This is a genomic window from Xylanibacter ruminicola 23, from assembly GCF_000025925.1.
In the GTDB taxonomy this organism is placed as follows: Bacteria; Bacteroidota; Bacteroidia; order Bacteroidales; family Bacteroidaceae; genus Prevotella; species Prevotella ruminicola.
In genome coordinates this window covers 742,804-764,307 of the sequence record NC_014033.1, presented here as the reverse complement: position 1 = coordinate 764,307, position 21,504 = coordinate 742,804, and the positions used below count along the sequence as shown (strand labels likewise).

14 protein-coding genes, 2 tRNA genes and 3 rRNA genes are annotated in these 21,504 nt (G+C 48.8%); 6 read left to right on the top strand and 13 right to left on the bottom strand.

Annotation, left to right across the window (positions count from 1 at the left end; translation table 11 throughout):
- Positions 1 to 47 precede the first annotated feature (47 nt).
- Complete coding sequence (locus tag PRU_RS03295) at positions 48 to 1,124, top strand: metallophosphoesterase (protein WP_177168199.1); 1,077 nt, start codon at positions 48 to 50, stop codon at positions 1,122 to 1,124.
- Between the two features lie 66 nt (positions 1,125 to 1,190).
- On the opposite strand, the gene PRU_RS03290 is transcribed toward PRU_RS03295, so the two are convergent.
- The 6 genes from PRU_RS03290 to PRU_RS03265 form a co-directional block, all read right to left on the bottom strand.
- A complete protein-coding gene (locus tag PRU_RS03290; protein ID WP_013063671.1) occupies positions 1,191 to 1,622 on the bottom strand; it encodes a hypothetical protein in 432 nt (143 codons plus the stop codon).
- Between the two features lie 33 nt (positions 1,623 to 1,655).
- Positions 1,656 to 4,001: a hypothetical protein gene (locus PRU_RS15195; RefSeq protein WP_013065563.1), complete on the bottom strand. Its 2,346-nt coding sequence runs from the start codon at positions 3,999 to 4,001 to the stop codon at positions 1,656 to 1,658.
- Positions 3,998 to 4,366, bottom strand: coding sequence for a 2OG-Fe(II) oxygenase family protein (locus PRU_RS03280; RefSeq protein ID WP_013064851.1), 369 nt, complete (start codon positions 4,364 to 4,366; stop codon positions 3,998 to 4,000). Before PRU_RS03280 ends, PRU_RS15195 begins: the two co-directional genes overlap by 4 nt.
- A gap of 26 nt (positions 4,367 to 4,392) precedes the next feature.
- The gene (locus PRU_RS03275; RefSeq protein ID WP_013064622.1) at positions 4,393 to 4,674 is read right to left on the bottom strand and encodes a DUF3127 domain-containing protein; all 282 of its coding nucleotides are present in this window, start codon (positions 4,672 to 4,674) and stop codon (positions 4,393 to 4,395) included.
- A 13-nt stretch (positions 4,675 to 4,687) separates the two neighbouring features.
- Complete coding sequence (locus PRU_RS03270) at positions 4,688 to 5,368, bottom strand: sigma factor (protein ID WP_013063993.1); 681 nt, start codon at positions 5,366 to 5,368, stop codon at positions 4,688 to 4,690.
- 226 nt (positions 5,369 to 5,594) lie between these two features.
- Positions 5,595 to 6,989, bottom strand: coding sequence for a hypothetical protein (locus PRU_RS03265; protein WP_143040169.1), 1,395 nt, complete (start codon positions 6,987 to 6,989; stop codon positions 5,595 to 5,597).
- Between the two features lie 565 nt (positions 6,990 to 7,554).
- On the opposite strand from PRU_RS03265, the gene PRU_RS03255 reads away from it, so the two are divergent.
- Entirely contained in the window at positions 7,555 to 8,094 is a 540-nt protein-coding gene (locus PRU_RS03255) for an HU family DNA-binding protein (protein ID WP_013065199.1), read from the top strand.
- 203 nt (positions 8,095 to 8,297) lie between these two features.
- A complete protein-coding gene (locus PRU_RS15985; RefSeq protein WP_177168200.1) occupies positions 8,298 to 8,399 on the top strand; it encodes a smalltalk protein in 102 nt (33 codons plus the stop codon).
- A gap of 75 nt (positions 8,400 to 8,474) precedes the next feature.
- Here the strand turns inward: PRU_RS15985 and rrf are convergent.
- The 6 genes from rrf to PRU_RS03225 all read right to left on the bottom strand — a co-directional run bounded on the left by rrf (position 8,475) and on the right by PRU_RS03225 (position 16,365).
- A 5S ribosomal RNA gene (gene rrf / locus PRU_RS03250) occupies positions 8,475 to 8,587 on the bottom strand.
- A gap of 145 nt (positions 8,588 to 8,732) precedes the next feature.
- A 23S ribosomal RNA gene (locus tag PRU_RS03245) occupies positions 8,733 to 11,630 on the bottom strand.
- A gap of 215 nt (positions 11,631 to 11,845) precedes the next feature.
- Positions 11,846 to 11,919 (bottom strand) — tRNA-Ala (locus tag PRU_RS03240).
- Between the two features lie 48 nt (positions 11,920 to 11,967).
- Positions 11,968 to 12,041, bottom strand: a tRNA-Ile gene (locus PRU_RS03235).
- 118 nt (positions 12,042 to 12,159) lie between these two features.
- Positions 12,160 to 13,689, bottom strand: a 16S ribosomal RNA gene (locus PRU_RS03230).
- The 16S, 23S and 5S rRNA genes sit together here with 2 tRNA genes alongside, the layout of an rRNA operon.
- Before the next feature lie 351 nt (positions 13,690 to 14,040).
- The gene (locus tag PRU_RS03225) at positions 14,041 to 16,365 is read right to left on the bottom strand and encodes a transglycosylase domain-containing protein (protein ID WP_013064810.1); all 2,325 of its coding nucleotides are present in this window, start codon (positions 16,363 to 16,365) and stop codon (positions 14,041 to 14,043) included.
- Positions 16,366 to 16,472: 107 nt separating this feature from the next.
- On the opposite strand from PRU_RS03225, the gene pyrB reads away from it, so the two are divergent.
- The 3 genes from pyrB to glyA are packed head-to-tail and all read left to right on the top strand — an operon-like array spanning position 16,473 to position 19,225.
- Complete coding sequence (gene pyrB / locus PRU_RS03220; RefSeq protein ID WP_013064233.1) at positions 16,473 to 17,420, top strand: aspartate carbamoyltransferase; 948 nt, start codon at positions 16,473 to 16,475, stop codon at positions 17,418 to 17,420.
- Between the two features lie 26 nt (positions 17,421 to 17,446).
- On the top strand, positions 17,447 to 17,893 hold the full coding sequence (locus PRU_RS03215; RefSeq protein WP_013065436.1) for an aspartate carbamoyltransferase regulatory subunit: 447 nt from the start codon (positions 17,447 to 17,449) through the stop codon (positions 17,891 to 17,893).
- 51 nt (positions 17,894 to 17,944) lie between these two features.
- Entirely contained in the window at positions 17,945 to 19,225 is a 1,281-nt protein-coding gene (gene glyA, locus PRU_RS03210) for a serine hydroxymethyltransferase (protein ID WP_013065107.1), read from the top strand.
- 42 nt (positions 19,226 to 19,267) lie between these two features.
- Here the strand turns inward: glyA and PRU_RS03205 are convergent, their stop codons facing one another.
- Complete coding sequence (locus tag PRU_RS03205; protein ID WP_013065467.1) at positions 19,268 to 21,478, bottom strand: S9 family peptidase; 2,211 nt, start codon at positions 21,476 to 21,478, stop codon at positions 19,268 to 19,270.
- Positions 21,479 to 21,504: the final 26 nt, after the last annotated feature.

The following is a 21,504-nucleotide window of genomic DNA, read 5'->3' as shown; positions in this document are numbered from 1 at the left end:
TGAAGAAAGATTTACTACTTGCTATTACGGCAATCTGCAGTATCGTGATGATAACTGCTTGTGCTACGGAAGACAATCCACCTGTTTGGGAAGGTAAAACTACCTCGCTATTTGTCGCGACCGACCGTCATGAGGCGGGCAATGGCAACAATCTGGCAGCAGCTATTCAAAAGGTTGCCAACCGCAATGGTATTGTTACTCCAAGTGTTGTGCTGCTCGGAGGCGACTACGTAGGCAGTGGTCCTGATGCAGGAGATACAGGACAACCAGCCTTCACACTTGCCGACCTCCGATCAGAGATTTTCTCATCACTTAATCCTAACAAGACAGAGATATTCTTTACTTACGGCTCACATGACCGGAACTGCACCGATGACTATTCAGCCTTCTTTAGTGGTCCCCATCGATGCGATGGCTATTATATCTATGGTATCAGCTACGCTCAAATGGCTTATGCTACCGACTCGTTGACACGAGCTGCAGTAGCTCTTTACGATGAGCAAGGTGATAACATTCCAGGCAACAATCCTCCATCTGCTAATAATGATAGTACCATGCCGATGCCACTGCTACCATCTGGCGGCTTGCGCGCCTACAATGGTATCGACATAGCCGACCCTTACGGCATTTCAGCCGAATCGGCCTCCGCCCGCTTCGCGGCATGGGCTGACACCCTAAGCGGTCACGACCCAATCATCGTGATGTCACACGTGCCTATTCACGCTTCTCGTAATGACAACCCCGGCGGGCTACGCTGGTTCAATACCCTTAGCCGTGCCGCCCAAAAACACGACATCGTCCTACTGTTTGGACACAATCACACCCTCGAAGAACGAGGCAACTCGTCCGACTCAGGCATGTACCTTCTCGCCCCTGGCGACAGCATCACCGTACAAGGTGACAGCGTTCAAGGCGCACAGCGCCAACAACTTCCGTTCACCTATGCCAACGCTGGCTACCTCAAGCTTGGCTGGTGCACGCTTATCACCTTCAACGACACCGATGCCGACGGCCATCCTGACTACTTGCAGCTGCGCCGTTTCAGCGCCATCGGTGACAAAGCCACCCTTTTCGGTTCCACCGACAAGCCAAATCCTTGGCTCATCACCTTAAAAGCAAAATAGCCGAAAGAGGCAGCGCATAAAGCCCCGCCACATTCGGCTATCATCAATACTCTCAAACTTTTTAGTCTACTTGGCGTCTTGGCGGCAAAGGTCAAAGCCTTTTAGCATGGCGAAATCATCAATCTGGGCGGTGCCGTTTTCCTGGATGGCCATGGCGCGGGCCACGCTTATCCAACGGGCGGGGCGATCGCTGGGGATGCCGATGGGCTCGTCGGGGCCGATACCAGAGAGCTGCGACACTCTCTGGATATAGGCTGCGGTGTGGTTCTCGATAGGCGGCGCCCACTTGGTGATGATTTTACGGATGGTAAACAATCGGTAGGTGTGGTAATACACGCGGGTAAGCAACCAGAAGGCAGCTCGCCACCCCCACTCCATGCTCTCGAACTGACAGAACGAAGCATCGTTCTGCTGGGCACAAAGCCCCTTCCACTTTGCCGCACTGCGACGGATATTCAGTGGATTACAATTACGTATTCCTCTAGGTGTTGTAGTCATAATGTTTAATGTTTAATGTTTAATCTTTAATGTTTAATGTTTTAATGTACTTGACGCTTTTTTAAAACTGCCATCTGCCATCTGTACCACATAATGACGCTTTTTCCAGGTGCTGACCATATTGCCTGTTTTATCGGTGTCCATACCAAGTTTTATTCGAACCTGCTTGGCATCATCGATGGTAAACGTACTGGGCAACAAATCAAGCAAACTACGAGGGCCGCGCTTTGATGTTGGCATATCATCATCGGCATGGCGTATCAGGTCGCCAAAGATGGCCATCTTAATGTAGAGGTCGTAGAACAGACTCCAGCGACAGAACGACTCGATGCTCCTTTCCCACTTCATACCATTAGCGGCATAGAGCAGACAAGCCTTACGAAAGGCAATCACCAGGGCACGGTGCGAGAGGTTGTCGAAAACACGATCCTGCGACAGACGGGCAAAATCGGCACAATCGTCCTTGAGCTTATGAGCCAACCGTTTGGCCTCCTTGCAATCGATAACACCCGTACTCTTTTTTAGGTTCTCGATAAAAGGCTTCAGGGTTGAGTCGTAATTCTCGTCGTAAGTGCCAAACACCTCTATTTCGGCTCCAATCTCATCCTCAGGGATAGTACCCAGGCAAAGGCGAGAGATAGGACCATCGGTAAGCACATAGCGGAAATACTTGATGGCCTTGGCGATGGTGGTATTGGCATTCCAGTTAAGATGCAAACTACCCGACACTGTTACACTCTGAGTACCAGCGCGATCGGTTCCATAATCGTTACCTTCATCGTCGCACAGCTTCAGGGTGGTAAACTGGTTGCCGCGACCAGTAGCGCCCTCAATCTTATCCCACTGCTCCAACTCGTTTATTCGCACATAGAGCGGTGCACCTTGCGCCTCGTCCATACGCTGCACCAAGGCTGCTTTGGTAATATCGCTCTTGATGGTTTGAATAATCAGATCGTCGGGACGTTGCGGTTTCTGCTTGTTGGCGGCCTTCGAGTTATACTCGTCGTTAAACTCCTTCAGACGACGGCGATTCTCCTCATCACGCTGCTTCATATCGGCAATGATATGAGCGAGCGGCTGCTTGGTACTCGAGTCTTTACCCGAACCCGTACCGGCTACTATCAGACAGTTGGCGCGAAGTTCACGAACCTGATTATCGATATACACAAAGCTTAGCTTTCGAGGATATGACATCAGAGGTGGAAACATGGCCTGTGCCACCGTGGCTTTGTACTTTTGCGGCGTGTTGCAGGTTACTGCCTTTACCAGTTTGGGCAGCACCGAGGGCAGCTGTGGAGGCTGACTGCTGGCAAATATCCGAGAGAGTTCGGAACTGGGTGCATCGGGATCTACATCTTGTGTTGGCTGGGGGCATTCCATGTGGCGCAGTCGTAAACTCTGCGCAAACAGCTGCTCCTGGAACTTCAGCAGTTTCTGGTTAGGATTGGTGTACTTAGCGTAGAAATCAGTTACCAGTTGCTGAATGTTATCGTCGTTCCAATGTTCGGGCATCAGCACAGCCAGTACTCCGTTGGTTTCTGCCTTAGTAAGCAGCTGTGTGGCACCACTCAAAAACACCTTTACCGTAGTGTGTCGGCCACCTGCATCCAGGAAATCGGAATGTTCGAGTCCTTTCTCCTTCATCACGCCATCGGCAATAAACCTAATGCGGTCGTCGATGGGTTTATTTTGCAACGGACCACAGGACTTTAGGATTTTTTCTTTATGCGTTGCTAAAACCTCCAGCCAAGGTTTGTAATGTTTGCGAGCCTTCTTAGCTGATGGAGGAACATCTTCGAGCCCTTGACGCTCACGTTCTTTTAGTTGAGTGTATTCGGCCTCGCATTCCTGGATGCTCATCGGTTCGTCAAACAGTTCGTCATCCAGATAGATCAGATCATCAGGCGAACCACTCGAACTGTACGAAACGCGCTGCAAATCATGGGTATTGGTATCCATCTCCAACTGCAGAATACTGGCTATACGCACCTGATTTTCGAGGATGGTGGTACCTAACTGACGACTGCAAACCAGATGGTAGCCGCCACTGGCACTCATCTCCAGCATCTTTAGCCCTATCTCATCCTTTTTTGCGAGTATTTGCTGAGCCATTTTCTGTGATTCGTCCTGATTGTAGCAGTCGATATCATGGAAAAAGTAGCTACCGATGCTCTTGCAGCCCGCCAACGGGCCCTCTGCATGACCTAAATTGTAGGCAAACTGCGCCAATTTTGCCTTGGCTTTTTCGTCGCCTGCACGCGCCTTTGCGAGGTTTTCAAGGTTTTCGGCACTATTGCGGATGGCAAGGAACTCCTCTCGGTTATTAACGCGAGAGGCAATTTTCTGCCTCTTCGCGTTATAAGTAACATGATAAATCACTTACTCCATCCTTCCTTTTTCAGGTAAGAGATGATTTTATTCACGTCTCTTTGCAATATCTTATGCAGCATATAGCGCATACTGTTAGGCACCTTGAAGATGATATAATCATAGCCGTCGGCTGCAAACGAAAGGCTCGACCACATACCCTTGAATACAGGTTTACCTCGATGTCGCGTCTTTTTTCGCATACTATCAAATATACCGTTACTTAACAGCTGGGCGCGCGCCAAACCCGAGAAAGGCTCAACCTGCCCTACCACAGGATTGTTTGGCAAAAACTGTACGTACTCCTGACCACTCTCGGTTTTGCTGATTACCAGCATACCATTAATCGAAATTGTTCTGTTTACTCTGTCCTTCATTAATCTTAATGTTTAATGTTTAATGTTTAATCTTTAATCTTGCAAATTTCGTTTGCAATTACATCCATAAACGCCTGTCCGTTATACTCACGAGTCTGGAATCGCAGATTAGCTATCACCAGTTCGCCCTCGGCAAACTCGATAGTAGCCAGGTTACCAAGTGTGGTTACCACATAGCTATTCTCGTACTTACCACCAAGCTCCTGAAGCACCAACGTGCGCTTGTTAAGCATGCCGTTTTCCGATTTCTCACTCTGCACGGTAGTCATTACTCCGCACTTTTTCACCCTCAAAATAATTGTTTTCATAATGTAAATAAAATTAATAGTTATTATTATCGGTTTTAGCACCGGGAATTAAATTCGCAAACAGTTCGTCCATCTTCCACAAGTCGCACACATCGCGAGGATTCACCTTATGCTCTTTTTTCGTACAGTAGCGCGTGGCTGTAGCCCTCGTCATATCCTTAAACATGCAACTGGCACAGCATCTTTTCACCCTTACACCGTAGGCATTTCGCTCGTTAGCCGTTACATCCTTCACCTTCAGATTCTGTCGTGAAGCTAATGCCCAGTCGGATGCAGCATCTTTATAAAGCTGTGGATCTTCCTCGTCGAAACTACAGAAGGCCAACGGGCACTCCTGTTTACAGATAACACGCTGAATGGCTTGGATGACATACCGACGGAGCAGGCGGTCGTTGGCACCTTTACGATGTTTATACCTTTCGATAAACTTGTAAACACCCACTACACCCTCGCCTACCAAATCAAGAAAAGTAAGTTTCTTGGTTTTCTGGCTGTACGAATAAGCCACACGGATAATCGCCGGGATGTGATCATTCACAATAATTTCGTCAACACCTGGTTCGTGCAAACGAGTCAGGTAGTACTGACGATCTTTGCAACTCAACCGTTTCTTGTTCTCTACATCTTTTAGGAATGCCAACACGTTTGGATCGGCTGTTTCCTTTAACTCATTAATAATTACTTTATACTTCATACGCTTAAAAAATTAATTTTGCTTTTTGAATGCGATTGCAAAATTAATTCATAATAAAAAGGAGGTTTGTTTCCTGCAGCCAACAAACTACACAATCACTCAACAACTGCAAAAACAATTGTAGGAATCAGTTCAAAGTTAACAAAGCTTTAGCAAACACCCCTTTTTGCAGCCGCCAATAACCATTTTTGCTATCAAGGCTGCAAAAGGGGTATCTTGCTATATGTTACGGTTGCATGCCATTCAAAGCCTGCTTCAAGGTTTCTAGTCGATCAAGAAACTGCTCATTTCCGTTATCAATATAGTTCTTTAAGTCGGGTACATTACTATGTTCCTTATAGAGATAGGCAGCAAAGTTTTCGGTTTGGAGATTACGCCCCAGCACCTTATTTATAATGCTGAGCGAATGCCAATAGAAATCTTGCATTTTATTAAATTCTTCGATAGTATATCCAGATTTTTCCAAATTGCATATATCAAGCGTACCAAAACGAGCGCCAAATAGTTTGCCCGTCCATCGGGAAAGCGTGGTTGCCGAATCAATCTGCTCGCCAAAATGCTTATTTACAAAATGCATAATCTGAACGCTGTTACGCTTATCGGCATGAATCAGTTTCATATCCATCATGGCCATCGCCCAAGCCGCATACTGGTAGCCATGCTTAAAATCCACATAAGTAGCTATTGTTGGCACAAGCAGCTCGGTAAGTTCCTGAGCCGCACGGCACGTAAACAAATCGCCATAAGCGCCAGGCACAGGCTGCTGCAAATCAAAGTGTTCTATCTGCTGCAACAGCAGTTTACGACAGTTACGAAAGGTCATGTGACGTATAATGTCATCGTTAGTAAACTGGTCACGATTTGCAAAAACAAACATCACGTAGTTATCACCATTTAGATAGTGCTCATTAAGCAATCCAAGCAATTTAGGTTGGCGGTTCACAGCTATAACATCAACATAATGCAAAAAGTTTTCTAACGTCTGCTTTGTGTTTCCGTGCATTGCAACGTAGTGATTAATCGCTCGCAAGAACTTCTCTCTGTCGTTCTCCCAGCTTACCTCTTTGTATGTACGCTCCATACACAACCAGCGCTTAACACGTAGCTCACTGTTTTCCTCAAGCATCTTAACATCACGAGCCAAATTACACAACTTTTCAAAAATAGTGTTCAGGCCAAGGCGGATAATGTCGTACATCTTGTACACATAATCACATAAATCGATAAACAGCCCGCTTATCATGCCTCCATCAACCAGCTGTTCTACCCCCTTGTACTTATCTCGCACAGATTGAATATCATCCAACTCAACAGGCGGATACTTCAGATAATCACGATGTTTCAGAATAGGCGAAATGCTCATTACTTGATCCCACATAGAAAGCATACCTTTTACCTCAACCGATAGCAAACTATAATCCATCGGATAAAGATTTAGCATGGTACCATGCATCTCATGTTCAACCTCGTCCATCGTCTTAGCGGCCACACAGGTTAAACTGTAAAATTGGAATACTTTCCCAAAGAGATCACTGCTGCCCCACGACTTTGCAGTAGCACAACAACGCCCTACGTCAAGTGTGTGTTGCAACAAGGGCGCAATTTCTTGTTTCTGTTTCATTTTTATAATTATTGGTTATCAGTTAGAATAATTGGTGTGTCTATATAGACACCCCCCAAAAAGTATAACGCATCTGATAGGCATTTTATTATATCAAGTACCTACTATTTTTCTGTAAAGTGGTACAGATGGCAGATGGCAGTTTTATTTTTGCACCCTTGTCGCTAGCAGACCAGCAATAGTAAAATTTATAATATATAATATTTTAATAATAATATAATATATATATTATATTATTATTAAATTTCAAAAAACGCTAGTAAGGTGCATGCTCGAAATAAAAACTGCCATCTGCCATCTGTACCAAATAGCACTTTTTTTTCGAGCGTGCTTTTTTTTGTGTCTTTTTTGAAGAATAATTTGTAAAACGCTTGAAAATTTCGTATCTTTGCATCGTCAAAACAAAGATAGCGATGATGCTCGCTCACGCGAAAAAAATATCTCCCACGTGCACTAAGGAAATTTTCTACGTGTGGCCGCAAAATCAACATCAGAGTGGAGACATGAGACATTAAACATTAAACATTAAAATTTTATTTACAACACAAACTAAACACTAAAAATTATGGCACTTAAAGTTAAAGCACAGGAAAAGTTGCAGAAGATTGGCAAGTATGAGGGAACTTATCGTTACATCATGATGCCTGAGTTGTACACCTCGCTCAGTCAGGAGAAGGTGATTAAGGAGGCTGCTCTGCGCAGCGGAGTTAGCAAGGGAATTATGCAGGCATGCTGGGATGCAGCTGGCGAGGTGATTAAGGCGTGGGCCACTGAGGGTCACTCGGTTGCGCTGCCAGGTTTGGGAACCATGCGATTCGGCATCCGCGCCAAGAGTGTGGCCAAGGTTGATGAGGTGAAAGCGGGACTGGTAACCAGTCGACGTATAATCTTCACTCCAGCCGTAGATCTGAAGGAGGAGCTGGCAGGTACAGCCATCCAGATTACCTGCTACGACCGCGATGGTAAGGAGGTGAAGCGTGTAACCAGTACCGATCCTGGTACGGTTGAGGATCCCGATCAGCCAAGCAATCCTTCGACAGGCGGCGACAACGGTGGTAATATCGGTGGCAACGGTGGAAACCACAACGAACCGATCGGCGACTAGTTTTTAGGCACGGATTCTTGGACGAGCCAAGCGGCAAAGCCGAGCGACACGGCCTTTTTTAAAAAAAAGGACACGGATGTTATCAATGAAAAAGAACAGCTGTGTTTCTCTAAAAGAGAGCCGTGTAAATCCGTGCCTAAAACATGAAACATTAAACATTAAACATTAAAGATTAAACATTAAACATTAAACATTAAGAGATTATGAGTAAGAAAGAGACATTAAAGTTTATCGTGCAGATGATTGCATCAATCGCAACGGCGATTGTGACGGCGCTGGGAGCTACAAGCTGCGTTGCAGTTTGAGACATGAAACATTAAACATTAAACATTAAATAAAGCCCTGGGTTATTGCTAACTCAGGGCTTTCGCGTTTTAAAAAGACGGCGGCTTCCTACTCTCCCGCATTGCATTGCAGTACCATCGGCGCAGGTGGGCTTAACTTCTCTGTTCGGAATGGGAAGAGGTGGGACCCCACTGCAATAACCACCTAATAGTTCGTTCATTGAACATTGAATATTGACCATTGAACATTATCAACAACCAAATCAATGACAACGTATAAGGTTGACAATTGCACACAAGAAAACTGTGTAGAAGCTCATTTCAGAAACAACTACATCTGATAATATCAGCATGAAGCGAAAGATTTCGGGCAATTAGTAGTGCTCGGCTTTGACGTCACCGTCTTTACACCTGCACCCTATCAACGTCATCGTCTATGACGACCCTCAATGGAGTCCTCATCTTGCGGCTGGCTTCGCACTTAGATGCTTTCAGCGCTTATCCAATCCAGACTCGGATACCCGGCGGTGCACCTGGCGGTACAACCGGTAAACCGGAGGTCTGTCCAACACGGTCCTCTCGTACTAGTGTCAGCACCACGCAAGACTCCTGCGCCCACGATAGATAGAGACCGAACTGTCTCACGACGTTCTGAACCCAGCTCGCGTGCCACTTTAATGGGCGAACAGCCCAACCCTTGGGACCTTCTCCAGCCCCAGGATGTGACGAGCCGACATCGAGGTGCCAAACCACCCCGTCGATATGAGCTCTTGGGGGGGATCAGCCTGTTATCCCCGGAGTACCTTTTATCCTTTGAGCGACGGACCTTCCATACGGATCCGCCGGATCACTATGCCCTAGTTTCCTACCTGCTCGGCATGTCTGCCTCCCAGTCAAGCGCCCTTATGCCATTGCACTCTATTAGGCCGGTTACCAATCGGCCCGAGGGCACCTTTGGAAGCCTCCGTTACGCTTTTGGAGGCGACCACCCCAGTCAAACTACCCACCAAACAGTGTCCTTGCATCGCAAGTTAGACCTCAGGCAGCAGAAGGGCCGTATTTCAAGGATGGCTCCACGAACGCTGGCGCGCCCGCTTCAAAGCCTCCGGCCTATCCTACACATCCGATGACCAAGGTCAGTGCTAAGCTGTAGTAAAGGTTCACGGGGTCTTTTCGTCCCATCGCGGGTAATCGGCATCTTCACCGATACTACAATTTCACTGAGCTCGCGGTTGAGACAGCGTCCGGATCATTACACCATTCGTGCAGGTCGGAACTTACCCGACAAGGAATTTCGCTACCTTAGGACCGTTATAGTTACGGCCGCCGTTTACTGGGGCTTCAATTCAATGCTTCATCTTGCGACTGACATCTCCTCTTAACCTTCCAGCACCGGGCAGGTGTCAGGCTGTATACTTCATCCTTCGAGTTTGCACAGCCCTGTGTTTTTGTTAAACAGTTGCCTGGACCTATTCTCTGCGCCTCCATTACTGGAGGACCCTTTATCCCGAAGTTACAGGGTCAGTTTGCCTAGTTCCTTAACCGCGAATCTCTCAACGCCTTAGTATATTCTACCCGACTACGTGTGTCCGTTTGCGGTACGGGTTCCATAATGGTTAAGCTTAGCGGTTTTTCTCGGGAGTCTGATTACCTGCGCTATCAAGTTCCTCCGAAGAGGATCCTGTACTGTCAGAGTTCAGCTCGGAGTGTGGATTTGCCTGCACTCCTCAACGCCTACATCCTTCAACGCGGACATCCGTCGCCGCGCGGCAGTGTCACTGCTCCGTCACCACAAATCGCCCATTATGGAAGTCACGGAATATTAACCGTGTCAGCCATCGCCCTCGCCGTTCGGCTTATGCTTAGGACCCGACTTACCCCGGGGTGATTGACATCGCCCGGGAAACCTTAGTCTTTCGGCGGGGGGAAATCTCATCCCCCTTATCGTTACTTATTCCTACATTTGCTTTTCTTGAAGCTCCACCACCAGTCATCCGATGGCTTCAGCGCCGCAAGAATGCTCCCCTACCGATACTTTTTAATGCTATCCCGCGCCTTCGGTACCTGTCTTATACCCGATTATTATCCACGCCCGGTCTCTCGACTAGTGAGCTGTTACGCACTCTTTGAATGAATGGCTGCTTCCAAGCCAACATCCTAGCTGTCATCGAGACCAGACTTCGTTAGACTAACTCAGACAGGATTCCGGGACCTTAGACGGCGGTCTGGATTCTTCTCCTCTCGGGCACGGACCTTAGCACCCATGCCCTTACTGCCGGACTGCAGACCGTGAGCATTCGGAGTTCGTCAGGTCTCGATAGGCGGTGAAGCCCTCTTGACCTATCGGTCGCTCTACCTCTCACGGTGACCATCCGACGCGGCACCTAAATGCCTTTCGGGGAGTACGAGCTATCTCCGAGTTTGATTGGCCTTTCACTCCTACACACAGTTCATCCGGAAGCTTTTCAACGCTTATCGGTGCGGACCTCCATCCCGTGTTACCGGGACTTCATCCTGACCATGTGTAGATCACTCGGTTTCGCGTCTACCCCCACCAACTTGACGCCCTGTTCAGGCTCGCTTTCACTGCGGCTTACGTATCTTAAATACTTAACCTTGCTGGTGATGGTAACTCGTAGGATCATTATGCAAAAGGCACGCCGTCACTAGATAAACTAGCTCCGACCGCTTGTAGGCGTCTGGTTTCAGGTACTATTTCACTCCCCTACTCGGGGTGCTTTTCACCTTTCCCTCACGGTACTGGTACGCTATCGGTCTCTCGGGAGTATTTAGCCTTACCGGATGGTCCCGGCAGATTCGCGCAGAATTCCTCGTGCTCCGCGTTACTCAGGATACCACTAAGTCTCGTCTCGCTTCGGTTACGGGCCTTTCACCCTCTTTGGATCAACTTTCCAGAAGATTCTCCTCACGATTCAAGTACTACGGCGTGGTCCTACAACCCCGTATATGCATTGCTACACATGCGGTTTGGGCTATTCCCCGGTCGCTCGCCACTACTGGGGGAATCATTAGTTTATTTTCTCTTCCTACAGGTACTAAGATGTTTCAGTTCCCTGCGTTTGCCTCTACACTTAGGTGTAGATAACTGGCCTTCAGCCAGCTGGGTTGTCCCATTCGGAAATCCTCGGATCAAAGATTATTTGCATCTACCCGAGGCTTATCGCAGCTTATCACGTCCTTCATCGCCTCCGAGAGCCAAGGCATCCACCAGACGCCCTAACTTTCTTTCGCCTATTTACTTACATTAAACATTAAACATTAAAGATTAAATATTAATGTGAAGTAGCTCATACTATCAGCTGTAATTGAGATTTTAGAAAAAATCTACTCAGTTTCTAAAAACAAAGTCTTTTACTTACAGTTTCTTGTGTATCAACATGTCAAAGATCGTTGTACATTAAACATTAAACATGAAACATTAAATTTCAGAGGTTGTCTGTACTTAGTGGAGAATATCGGGGTCGAACCGATGACCTCTTGCATGCCATGCAAGCGCTCTAGCCAACTGAGCTAATCCCCCATAACGAGAATTGATAATTGAAAATTGATAATTGACAATTACCTTGAGTAGTCCCAGGCAGACTTGAACTGCCGACCTCCACATTATCAGTGTGGCGCTCTAACCAACTGAGCTATAGGACTCTATTTTGGTCAGAGGGGGTTCCTCTGCCCAGCCTCATACTTCTCTTATATTAATAAACATTGGTAGTAAAGAAGCACTGGGTTTGAAATCAAACCTTCAGATACTTGTTCTCTCCAGAAAGGAGGTGTTCCAGCCGCACCTTCCGGTACGGCTACCTTGTTACGACTTAGCCCCAATTACCAGTTTCGCTCTAGGCCGATCCTTGCGGTCACGGACTTCAAGCGCCCCCGGCTTTCATGGCTTGACGGGCGGTGTGTACAAGGCCCGGGAACGTATTCACCGCGCCATGGCTGATGCGCGATTACTAGCGAATCCAGCTTCATGGGGTCGGGTTGCAGACCCCAATCCGAACTGAGGAAGGCTTTAAGGATTAGATGCATATTGCCATGCACCGACTCTCTGTACCCCCCATTGTAACACGTGTGTAGCCCCGGACGTAAGGGCCGTGCTGATTTGACGTCATCCCCACCTTCCTCACACCTTACGGTGGCAGTATCTCCAGAGTGCCCAGCATTACCTGATGGCAACTAAAGAAAAGGGTTGCGCTCGTTATGGCACTTAAGCCGACACCTCACGGCACGAGCTGACGACAACCATGCAGCACCTCCACCAGCGTCCCGAAGGACCTCATCATCTCTGAATCGTTCGCTGGCAGTTCAAGCCCGGGTAAGGTTCCTCGCGTATCATCGAATTAAACCACATGTTCCTCCGCTTGTGCGGGCCCCCGTCAATTCCTTTGAGTTTCACCGTTGCCGGCGTACTCCCCAGGTGGGATGCTTAACGATTTCTCTTGGCCGCTCACAGTATATCGCAAACAGCGGGCATCCATCGTTTACCGTGCGGACTACCAGGGTATCTAATCCTGTTCGATACCCGCACCTTCGAGCTTTAGCGTCAGTAAAGGCCTTGTTGGCTGCCTTCGCAATCGGAGTTCTTCGTGATATCTAAGCATTTCACCGCTACACCACGAATTCCGCCAACATCGAACTCACTCAAGATAACCAGTTCGCGACGCAGTTCAGCCGTTGAGCGGCTACATTTCACGTCACGCTTAATCATCAGCCTGCGCTCCCTTTAAACCCAATAAATCCGGATAACGCCTGGACCTTCCGTATTACCGCGGCTGCTGGCACGGAATTAGCCGGTCCTTATTCATATAGTACCTACAAACGGGGACACGTCCCCGACTTTATCCCTATATAAAAGCAGTTTACAACCCATAGGGCCGTCATCCTGCACGCTACTTGGCTGGTTCAGACTTCCGTCCATTGACCAATATTCCTCACTGCTGCCTCCCGTAGGAGTTTGGACCGTGTCTCAGTTCCAATGTGGGGGACCTTCCTCTCAGAACCCCTACTGATCGTCGGCTAGGTGGGCCGTTACCCCGCCTACTACCTAATCAGACGCATCCCCATCCTATAGCGGTAAACCTTTGGTATTCTTCAGATGTCCTCTAAATACAACATAGAGCATTAATCCGACTTTCGCCGGGCTATTCTCTACTATAGGGAAGGTTGGATACGCGTTACTCACCCGTGCGCCGGTCGCCATCAATCAAAGCAAGCTTCGATCATGCTGCCCCTCGACTTGCATGTGTTAAGCCTGTAGCTAGCGTTCATCCTGAGCCAGGATCAAACTCTTCACTGTAAAAAATTGTTTGTTTATTCTATTTAAAATAGAAATGTATCTGTCTCAGAACAACTATCCAAATTCAAGAAATTGAAACGGTTTGTTCATTTACCCAAGTACTTCGAAAAGTACTCGCTTCTTGTACTACTTCTGTTTATGTAAATCTTTCAAAGAACTCATTTTCTGTTAGCTTGTCAGGTGGTGTTCCTGATTTGCGGGTGCAAAGGTACAACAAATTTCAATACCAACCAAACATTTTCCAAAAAAAATTCCCAAAAACGTGAAAGTTTTCGGGAATGTTTACAATCTCTGTATTACACCTTATATATAATATATAGGCAAATACGAAATTCTATATTTTTGAGGTTTTTATTCAAAAATCTCCTCAATGTCGTTTTCGCCACCCAAATCGTCGGTCTCGCCGCCACCCATCGGACAAGGATCGAAACCGGCAGGTACATCAAACACCTCGTCCTGGTGATATCCTAAGCGGGCATTTTTATAAACCTGCTGCATATAGAGTGCGAAAATGGGCAGTGCACCCGAGGCTCCCTGACCCATGGCCATAGAGTTGAAGTGGATATCACGATCGTCGCCACCTACCCAGCAGGCATTAACCAATGTGGGGGTAAGACCTACGAACCAGGCATCGCTATTATTATTGGTGGTACCTGTTTTACCTGCCAGCTGACCGGTAAGGTTATACTTAAAGCGCAGACGACTGGCGGTACCGCCATCAACTACATTGCGCAGCATATATATCATCTTATGTGCACTCTCCTCGCTAATCACCTCGTTAAGGCGGGGCTGGAACTGGGCAATCACATTACCCTCGCTGTCCTCGATCTTAGTAACAAACATGCACGCAGCGCGGATACCATGGTTAACAAATGCGGTATAAGCACTGGCCATCTCGCCTACACTGATGTCGCAAGGACCCAGACAGAGGGCCATCGAAGGATGGATATCGGGGTTGCGGATACCGTACTCGTGAAGCAGATCGACGAAGGCACGGGGATTGAGCTTACTCATGAGGTAGGCCGAAATCCAGTTGTTTGACTGCTGCAAGCCCCACTTCAGGGTTACCATCTCGCCGTAGCGGGCCTTACTACCGTTGCGTGGCGTCCACGACTGACCGGCCACGATGTAGGTCTGCTGTACGTTAGGCGCCTCGTCGCAAGGGGTGAAACCGTTCTCCATGGCGAGCGAGTACAGATAGGGTTTGATGGTAGAACCAACCTGGCGGCGACCCTCCATCACCATATCGTAAGCAAAGTGCTCGTAGTTAAGACCACCCACGTAGGCCTTTACATAACCATTCTGTGGACACATGCTGATGAAGCCGGTACGCAGGAATGATTTGTAATATTTTATCGAATCGAGTGGCGTCATAATGGTATCCACCTCGCCGTGGTAAGTGAAGACCGACATCTTGGTCTTGGTACGGAACGAACGGTAGATCTCGTCGTCGGTTGCCCCACTCTCCTTGAGCACACGATAGCGCTCGCACTGACGGATAGAACGATTCAGAATCTGCTCTACCTGGGCAGCGGTGAGGTTGGCCGAATAAGGGGCATTCTTCTTTGACTGCATCTCCTTATCGAAGGCGGGCTGCAGGAACTTTACCACGTGCTGGTAGGCTGCTTTTTCGGCATACTCCTGCATGCGCGAATCGATGGTGGTGTAAACCTTGAGGCCATCGGTATAGATGTTATAATTCTCGCCATCGCGCTTCTTGTTTTTGTTACACCAACCGAACAAAGGGTCTGTCTCCCAGTTAATTGAGTCGGTAACGAACTTGGCCATATTCCACGAAGGATAGTTGGCACGGACAGGCTTTTTGGCAGTCATGTACTGGCGCAGGTACTCACGGAAATACTGTGCCAGACCTTCCTTATGGTCGGCCACATGGAACTTGAGAGTGAGTGGCTGGGTGCTGAGCGAATCGTAGGCTTCGGGGGTAAGGTAGCCGGCCTTTACCATCTGACCGAGCACCACGTTACGACGGTCGCGACTGCGCTCGGGATTGCGTACGGGATTGAAGTAAGAAGGGTTCTTACACAGGCCCACGAGTGTGGCCGACTCGGTAACGCTCAGGTCTTTTGGCTCTTTGCTAAAGTAGGTGTTGGCAGCTGTCTTGATGCCCACCGCATTGTGCAGAAAGTCAAAATAATTCAAGTACATGGTAATAATCTCGTCCTTGGTGTAGGTACGCTCCAGTTTGACGGCTATCACCCACTCGATGGGTTTCTGCAGCAGGCGCTCGACGGTAGAGTGAGCCTGATCGGAATACAACTGCTTGGCCAGCTGCTGGGTGATGGTGGATCCACCACCGGCACTCTTCTGACCTAAGATACCTCTTTTTACTATCGCGCGCGCGAGGGCAATGAAATCCACACCCGAATGATCGTAGAAGCGCACATCCTCGGTAGCCACCAATGCCTGAATGAGTGATGGAGCGATTTTATTGTAATCTACCATCACACGATTTTCACGATTATAATTCCAGGTGCCCAACAGCTGGCCATCGGCAGAATAAATCTGGGTGGCGAAGCGACTGATGGGGTTCTGAAGGTCTTCGATAGGTGGCATATAACCAATCCAACCCTTATCGATGGCGTAAAAAGCACCGGCCGTGCCCAGGATGGTTAATGTCAATAATGTCCATAGAAAATAGACAAATAGCTTTCTCATATCCTCTTTTTAGTTACTTTTTGGTGCAAAATTACTATTTTCTTTCAAAATACGGCACGGAAATCAGAAATATTGTGTAATTTTGCGCCGAGAAAATTAAATTATTGATGAAAAAGCATAATTTTGTAACAATTGCCGATCTCACTCGAGAGAAGATCCTCTACATGATTGAGATGGCGCAAGAGTTCGAGAAGCACCCCAATCGTGAGTTGCTGAAGGGCAAAGTTGTGGCAACCCTTTTCTTCGAACCCTCAACCCGAACCCGACTTAGTTTTGAAACAGCAGCTAACCGTCTGGGTGCCCGTGTTATCGGATTTGCCGATCCGAAGATTACCAGCGGCACCAAGGGCGAGACACTGAAGGACACCATCCTGATGGTATCGAACTACGCCGACGTGATTGTGATGCGCCATTATATCGAAGGCGCCGCTCAATATGCTTCGGAGGTAGCCCCAGTGCCCATCGTGAATGCCGGCGACGGCGCACATCAGCACCCCTCGCAGTGTATGCTTGACCTCTACTCGATCTACAAGACGCAGGGCACGCTGGAGAATCTGAACATCTATCTGGTGGGCGACCTGAAATACGGACGAACGGTACACTCGCTGATTATGGCCATGAGGCACTTCAACCCCACCTTCCACTTTGTGGCGCCGAAGGAACTGGCCATGCCGAAGGAATACAAGATTTATTGCGACGAACACGGCATTAAGTATCAGGAGCACACGGCGTTTAACGAGAAGGTGATAGCCGATGCCGACATATTATATATGACGCGCGTGCAAAAAGAAAGATTCAGCGACCTGATGGAATACGAACGCGTAAAGAACGTATATGTGCTGAACAACGACCTGCTGAAAAACGCCAAACCTAACATGAAGATATTGCACCCGCTGCCACGCGTAAACGAGATTGCCTACGAGGTGGACGACAACCCACATGCTTACTACATACAACAGGCCGGTAACGGACTGTTTGCCCGCGAGGCCATCTTCTGCGATGTGCTGGGAATTACACTCGACGAAGTTAAAACAGATAAAACTATTATTCATTGAACATTGAACATTGAACATTGAACATTATGAATAAGAAAGAGCGATTGGTTGCCGCGATTGAGAACGGCACTGTGATTGATCATATTCCAACCGACAAGACATACCAGGTGGCCAGCTTGCTGGGACTGTTTACACTGAAAACACCTGTTACCATCGGTTTTAACTATCCCTCGAAAAAGGTGGGCTCGAAAGGTATCATCAAGGTGAGCGATAAGTTCTTTACCGACGACGAGGTGTCGCGCCTCTCGGTAGTTGCACCTAACGTGATACTGAGCATTATACGCGACTACGAGGTGGTTGAGAAGCGCAGTGTGGTTACACCATCGGAGATTAAGGGCATTGTGAAGTGTAATAACCCCAAGTGTATTACCAACAATGAGCCGATGAAGACCCACTTCCACGTTGAGAACGGCATTCTGACTTGCCACTACTGCGAGAAGGAGCAGGATATCAACAAAGTGGAACTTTGTTGATACATTAAACATTAAACATGAAACATTAAATTTTCCCCAATAAACAAAACAATGAACAGAGACAACACAATCTTCGAGTTGATTGAGAAAGAGCATCAGCGCCAGCTGAAAGGCATTGAGCTGATTGCAAGTGAAAACTTCGTAAGCGACCAGGTGATGGAAGCCATGGGATCTTACCTGACTAACAAGTACGCCGAGGGTTATCCTGGACACCGTTACTATGGTGGTTGCCAGGTGGTTGACGAGGTTGAGCAGTTGGCTATCGACCGCGTTTGCAAGCTTTTCGGTGCTGAGTACGCTAACGTACAGCCTCACTCAGGTGCTCAGGCTAACGCTGCCGTACTGCTGGCCGTACTGAAGCCAGGCGACACATTCATGGGATTGAACCTGGATCACGGTGGTCACCTGTCGCACGGATCACGCGTAAACACATCTGGTTTGATCTACAACCCCATCGGTTACAACCTGAACAAGGAGACCGGTCGCGTAGATTACGACGAGATGGAGCAGCTGGCACTGGAGCACAAGCCAAAGCTGATTATCGGTGGTGGTAGTGCCTACAGCCGCGAGTGGGACTACAAGCGCATGCGTGAGATTGCCGACAAGGTTGGCGCACTGCTGATGATCGACATGGCTCACCCTGCAGGACTGATTGCAGCCGGACTGCTGGAGAACCCTGTGAAGTACGCTCACATCGTAACATCAACAACCCACAAGACTCTGCGTGGTCCTCGTGGTGGTATCATCCTGATGGGTAAGGACTTTGAGAATCCTTGGGGTCTGAAGACACCAAAGGGTGTAACCAAGATGATGAGTCAGTTGCTGAACTCAGCCGTATTCCCCGGACAGCAGGGTGGTCCTCTGGAGCACGTTATCGCTGCCAAGGCTGTGGCTTTCGGCGAGGCTCTGCAGCCTGAGTTCAAGGAGTGGGCTAAGCAGGTACAGAAGAACGCTAAGGTACTGGCCGACGAGCTGGTTAAGCGTGGCTTCGGCATCGTTAGCGGTGGTACCGACAACCACTCAATGCTGGTTGACCTGCGCTCTAAGTATCCTGAGCTGACTGGTAAGGTAGCTGAGAACGCTCTGGTTGCTGCCGACATTACCGTTAACAAGAACATGGTTCCATTCGACAGCCGCAGCGCTTTCCAGACTTCTGGTATCCGTCTGGGTACACCTGCCATCACCACACGTGGTGCTAAGGAGGACCTGATGGTTCAGATTGCTGCCTGGATTGAGGAGGTACTGAACGATCCTGAGAACCCAGAGGTTATCGCAAGCGTTCGCGCCCGCGTTAACGAGAAAATGAAGGATTATCCTTTGTTCGCTTATTAATAAATAAAAGCCCCAGCCGATTGGCTGGGGTTTTTATTTGTTTTATTTCAAATTATCATTGAAATGATTGATGGCCTGGCGATACAGGTGGTTGCGGGTGTTACCACCCGAGATGCCGTGATTGCGGTTGGTATATACTAACTGACGGAAATCCTTATCGGCCTGTACCAATGCCTCTACGTATTCGGCGGTGTTCTGATAGTGAACGTTGTCGTCGGCCAAACCATGGCAGATGAGCAGCGCACCATGCAGGTTGTTGGCACGGGCGATGGGGTTAACCTCGTCGTAGCCGCTGGCATTCTCCTTAGGTGTACGCATGTAACGCTCGGTATAGATAGAGTCGTAATAACGCCAGCAGGTAGGAGGCGCGATGGCCACACCGGCACGGAACACAGGGCGACCCTCGGACATCGACATGAGGGTGTTCCAGCCACCATAACTCCAACCCCAGATGCCGATACGATCCTTATCTACATAACTCTGATTACCCAGCCAAAGGGCTGTCTCTACCTGGTCGCGAGCCTCGAGCTCGCCCAGGCGCAGGTAGGTACACTTCTCGAATTCGGCACCACGACCGCCGGTACCACGGTTATCAACGCACACGCAGATATAACCCTGCTGACACAGATACTGCTCGAGGATGGCACCATTGCCAGCCATGCCCAGGCCCCACTGGTTGAGCACCTGCTGCGAGCCAGGACCGCCGTACTGATACATGATGACGGGATACTGCTTGTTGGCATCGAAGTTGGCGGGCTTAACCATATAACCGTTCAGCTGCACGCCCTCGCTGGTGGTAAAAGTAAACATCTGCTTCTGCCCCAGCTCGTAATCGGCCAACTTTGCCTTGAGCTCGTGGTTGTCGATAAGTGTGGTGAGCTTTTTGCCGTTGTTCTGGCAGATGGTGTACTGGGCGGGATTGTTGATATCGCTCCAGATATTGATAAAGTACTTGAAGTTCTTGCTGAAAATGGCGTTGCTGACACCCGACTTAGGAGTGAGCGCCTCTACCTTGCCATTCTGGTGGGCCACCATCACCTGCTGCTCGGTAGCACCAGTGGGGTTAGCGGCAAAATAGGTGTCGCCGGTCTTCTCGTCGTAACCGTAAACGGCTTTTACCACAAAATTCTCGTGGATAATCTGGCGCAGCAGCTGTCCGTTCAGGTTGTACAGATACAGATGGTTGTAGCCATCGCGCTCGCTGGGCAGCAGGATGTGCTGATCGGTGAGCTGGATGTCGTCGAGCACCTCTTCCTTGATGTACTTATCAACCTTATCCTCGATAGCCAGCTTGCAAACGGTTGAGAGCGGGTTGGCCATATAGATACGCAGCACGTCCTGGTGGCGGTTCATGGTCATGATGGCCACCTTGGCAGGATCGCTGGTAGCTTTGATACGGGGGATATAATCCTCGGCACCCAGGGGCACGTCGATCTTGCGGGTCTGATGACTCTTGATATCGTAGCTCCACACGCTAACCTTGGAGTTAACCTGACCGGGCACGGGGTACTTATAGGTGTAGTCGCCAGGGTACTCGGCAAACTCGGTGCGGGTGGGCTTCAGGCCCTTGAACAGCTGCATAGAGTACTGCTTAACGGCGCTCTCGTCGTAACGGATCCACAGAATCTGCTTAGAGTCGGCGGTGAACACCATCGACGAGTTGGTTGAGAACTCCTCCTCGTACACCCAGTCGGGGATACCGTTGATCACCTCGTTGCGCTTGCCGTCCTTGGTAACCTGACTCTCGGCATTATCGTAGAGCAGCTTTACCAGGAAGATGTTGTTGTCGCGTACGAAGGCAATCTGGTTACCATCGGGCGAGAACACGGGCGTTTGCTGAGGACCGCCATCCGACAGGGGCTCCAACTTGTTGTTGCGGATGCTATATATATAATAGGTGGCAGTGAACGAGCGACGATAGATGGCCTTGGTGTTGGTCTGGATGAGCAATCGGGTGCCATCAGGACTCATGATGTAACCATCCACCTCACTGATCTCAGCGCCACGGGCGGTGGCTGCATCGAACAGCACGCCTACCTGTTTGCCGGTTTTAAACGAGTAAGTAACAATCTGCTTACCATCGCTGCTAATCTGCGCGTAGGTCTCGCCATCGGCCAAGGGGTAAACGGCGCTGATGGACTTACTGCGGAACTCGCCCTTGGTAATGTCGGTGAGCGTAATCTGCTTGCCAGCCGAAGCACTCACAGCCAGCGCCAGCGACACGCCAAGCGAGAATAATCTTAATTTCTTCATATTTTTCGAGTTTTTACTGTTTCAGA

Excerpts from the sequence above, each read along its gene's own strand:
- PRU_RS03265 (WP_143040169.1), bottom strand. The coding sequence starts at position 6,989 with ATGAAACAGAAACAAGAAATTGCGCCCTTGTTGCAACACACACTTGAC.
- PRU_RS03225 (WP_013064810.1), bottom strand. The coding sequence starts at position 16,365 with ATGAGAAAGCTATTTGTCTATTTTCTATGGACATTATTGACATTAACC.
- PRU_RS03215 (WP_013065436.1), top strand. The coding sequence starts at position 17,447 with ATGAATAAGAAAGAGCGATTGGTTGCCGCGATTGAGAACGGCACTGTG.
- glyA (WP_013065107.1), top strand. The coding sequence starts at position 17,945 with ATGAACAGAGACAACACAATCTTCGAGTTGATTGAGAAAGAGCATCAG.
- PRU_RS03280 (WP_013064851.1), bottom strand. The coding sequence starts at position 4,366 with ATGAAGGACAGAGTAAACAGAACAATTTCGATTAATGGTATGCTGGTA.
- PRU_RS15985 (WP_177168200.1), top strand. The coding sequence starts at position 8,298 with ATGAGTAAGAAAGAGACATTAAAGTTTATCGTGCAGATGATTGCATCA.
- PRU_RS03255 (WP_013065199.1), top strand. The coding sequence starts at position 7,555 with ATGGCACTTAAAGTTAAAGCACAGGAAAAGTTGCAGAAGATTGGCAAG.
- pyrB (WP_013064233.1), top strand. The coding sequence starts at position 16,473 with ATGAAAAAGCATAATTTTGTAACAATTGCCGATCTCACTCGAGAGAAG.
- PRU_RS03205 (WP_013065467.1), bottom strand. The coding sequence starts at position 21,478 with ATGAAGAAATTAAGATTATTCTCGCTTGGCGTGTCGCTGGCGCTGGCT.
- PRU_RS03275 (WP_013064622.1), bottom strand. The coding sequence starts at position 4,674 with ATGAAAACAATTATTTTGAGGGTGAAAAAGTGCGGAGTAATGACTACC.
- PRU_RS03270 (WP_013063993.1), bottom strand. The coding sequence starts at position 5,368 with ATGAAGTATAAAGTAATTATTAATGAGTTAAAGGAAACAGCCGATCCA.
- PRU_RS03295 (WP_177168199.1), top strand. The coding sequence starts at position 48 with ATGATAACTGCTTGTGCTACGGAAGACAATCCACCTGTTTGGGAAGGT.
- PRU_RS03290 (WP_013063671.1), bottom strand. The coding sequence starts at position 1,622 with ATGACTACAACACCTAGAGGAATACGTAATTGTAATCCACTGAATATC.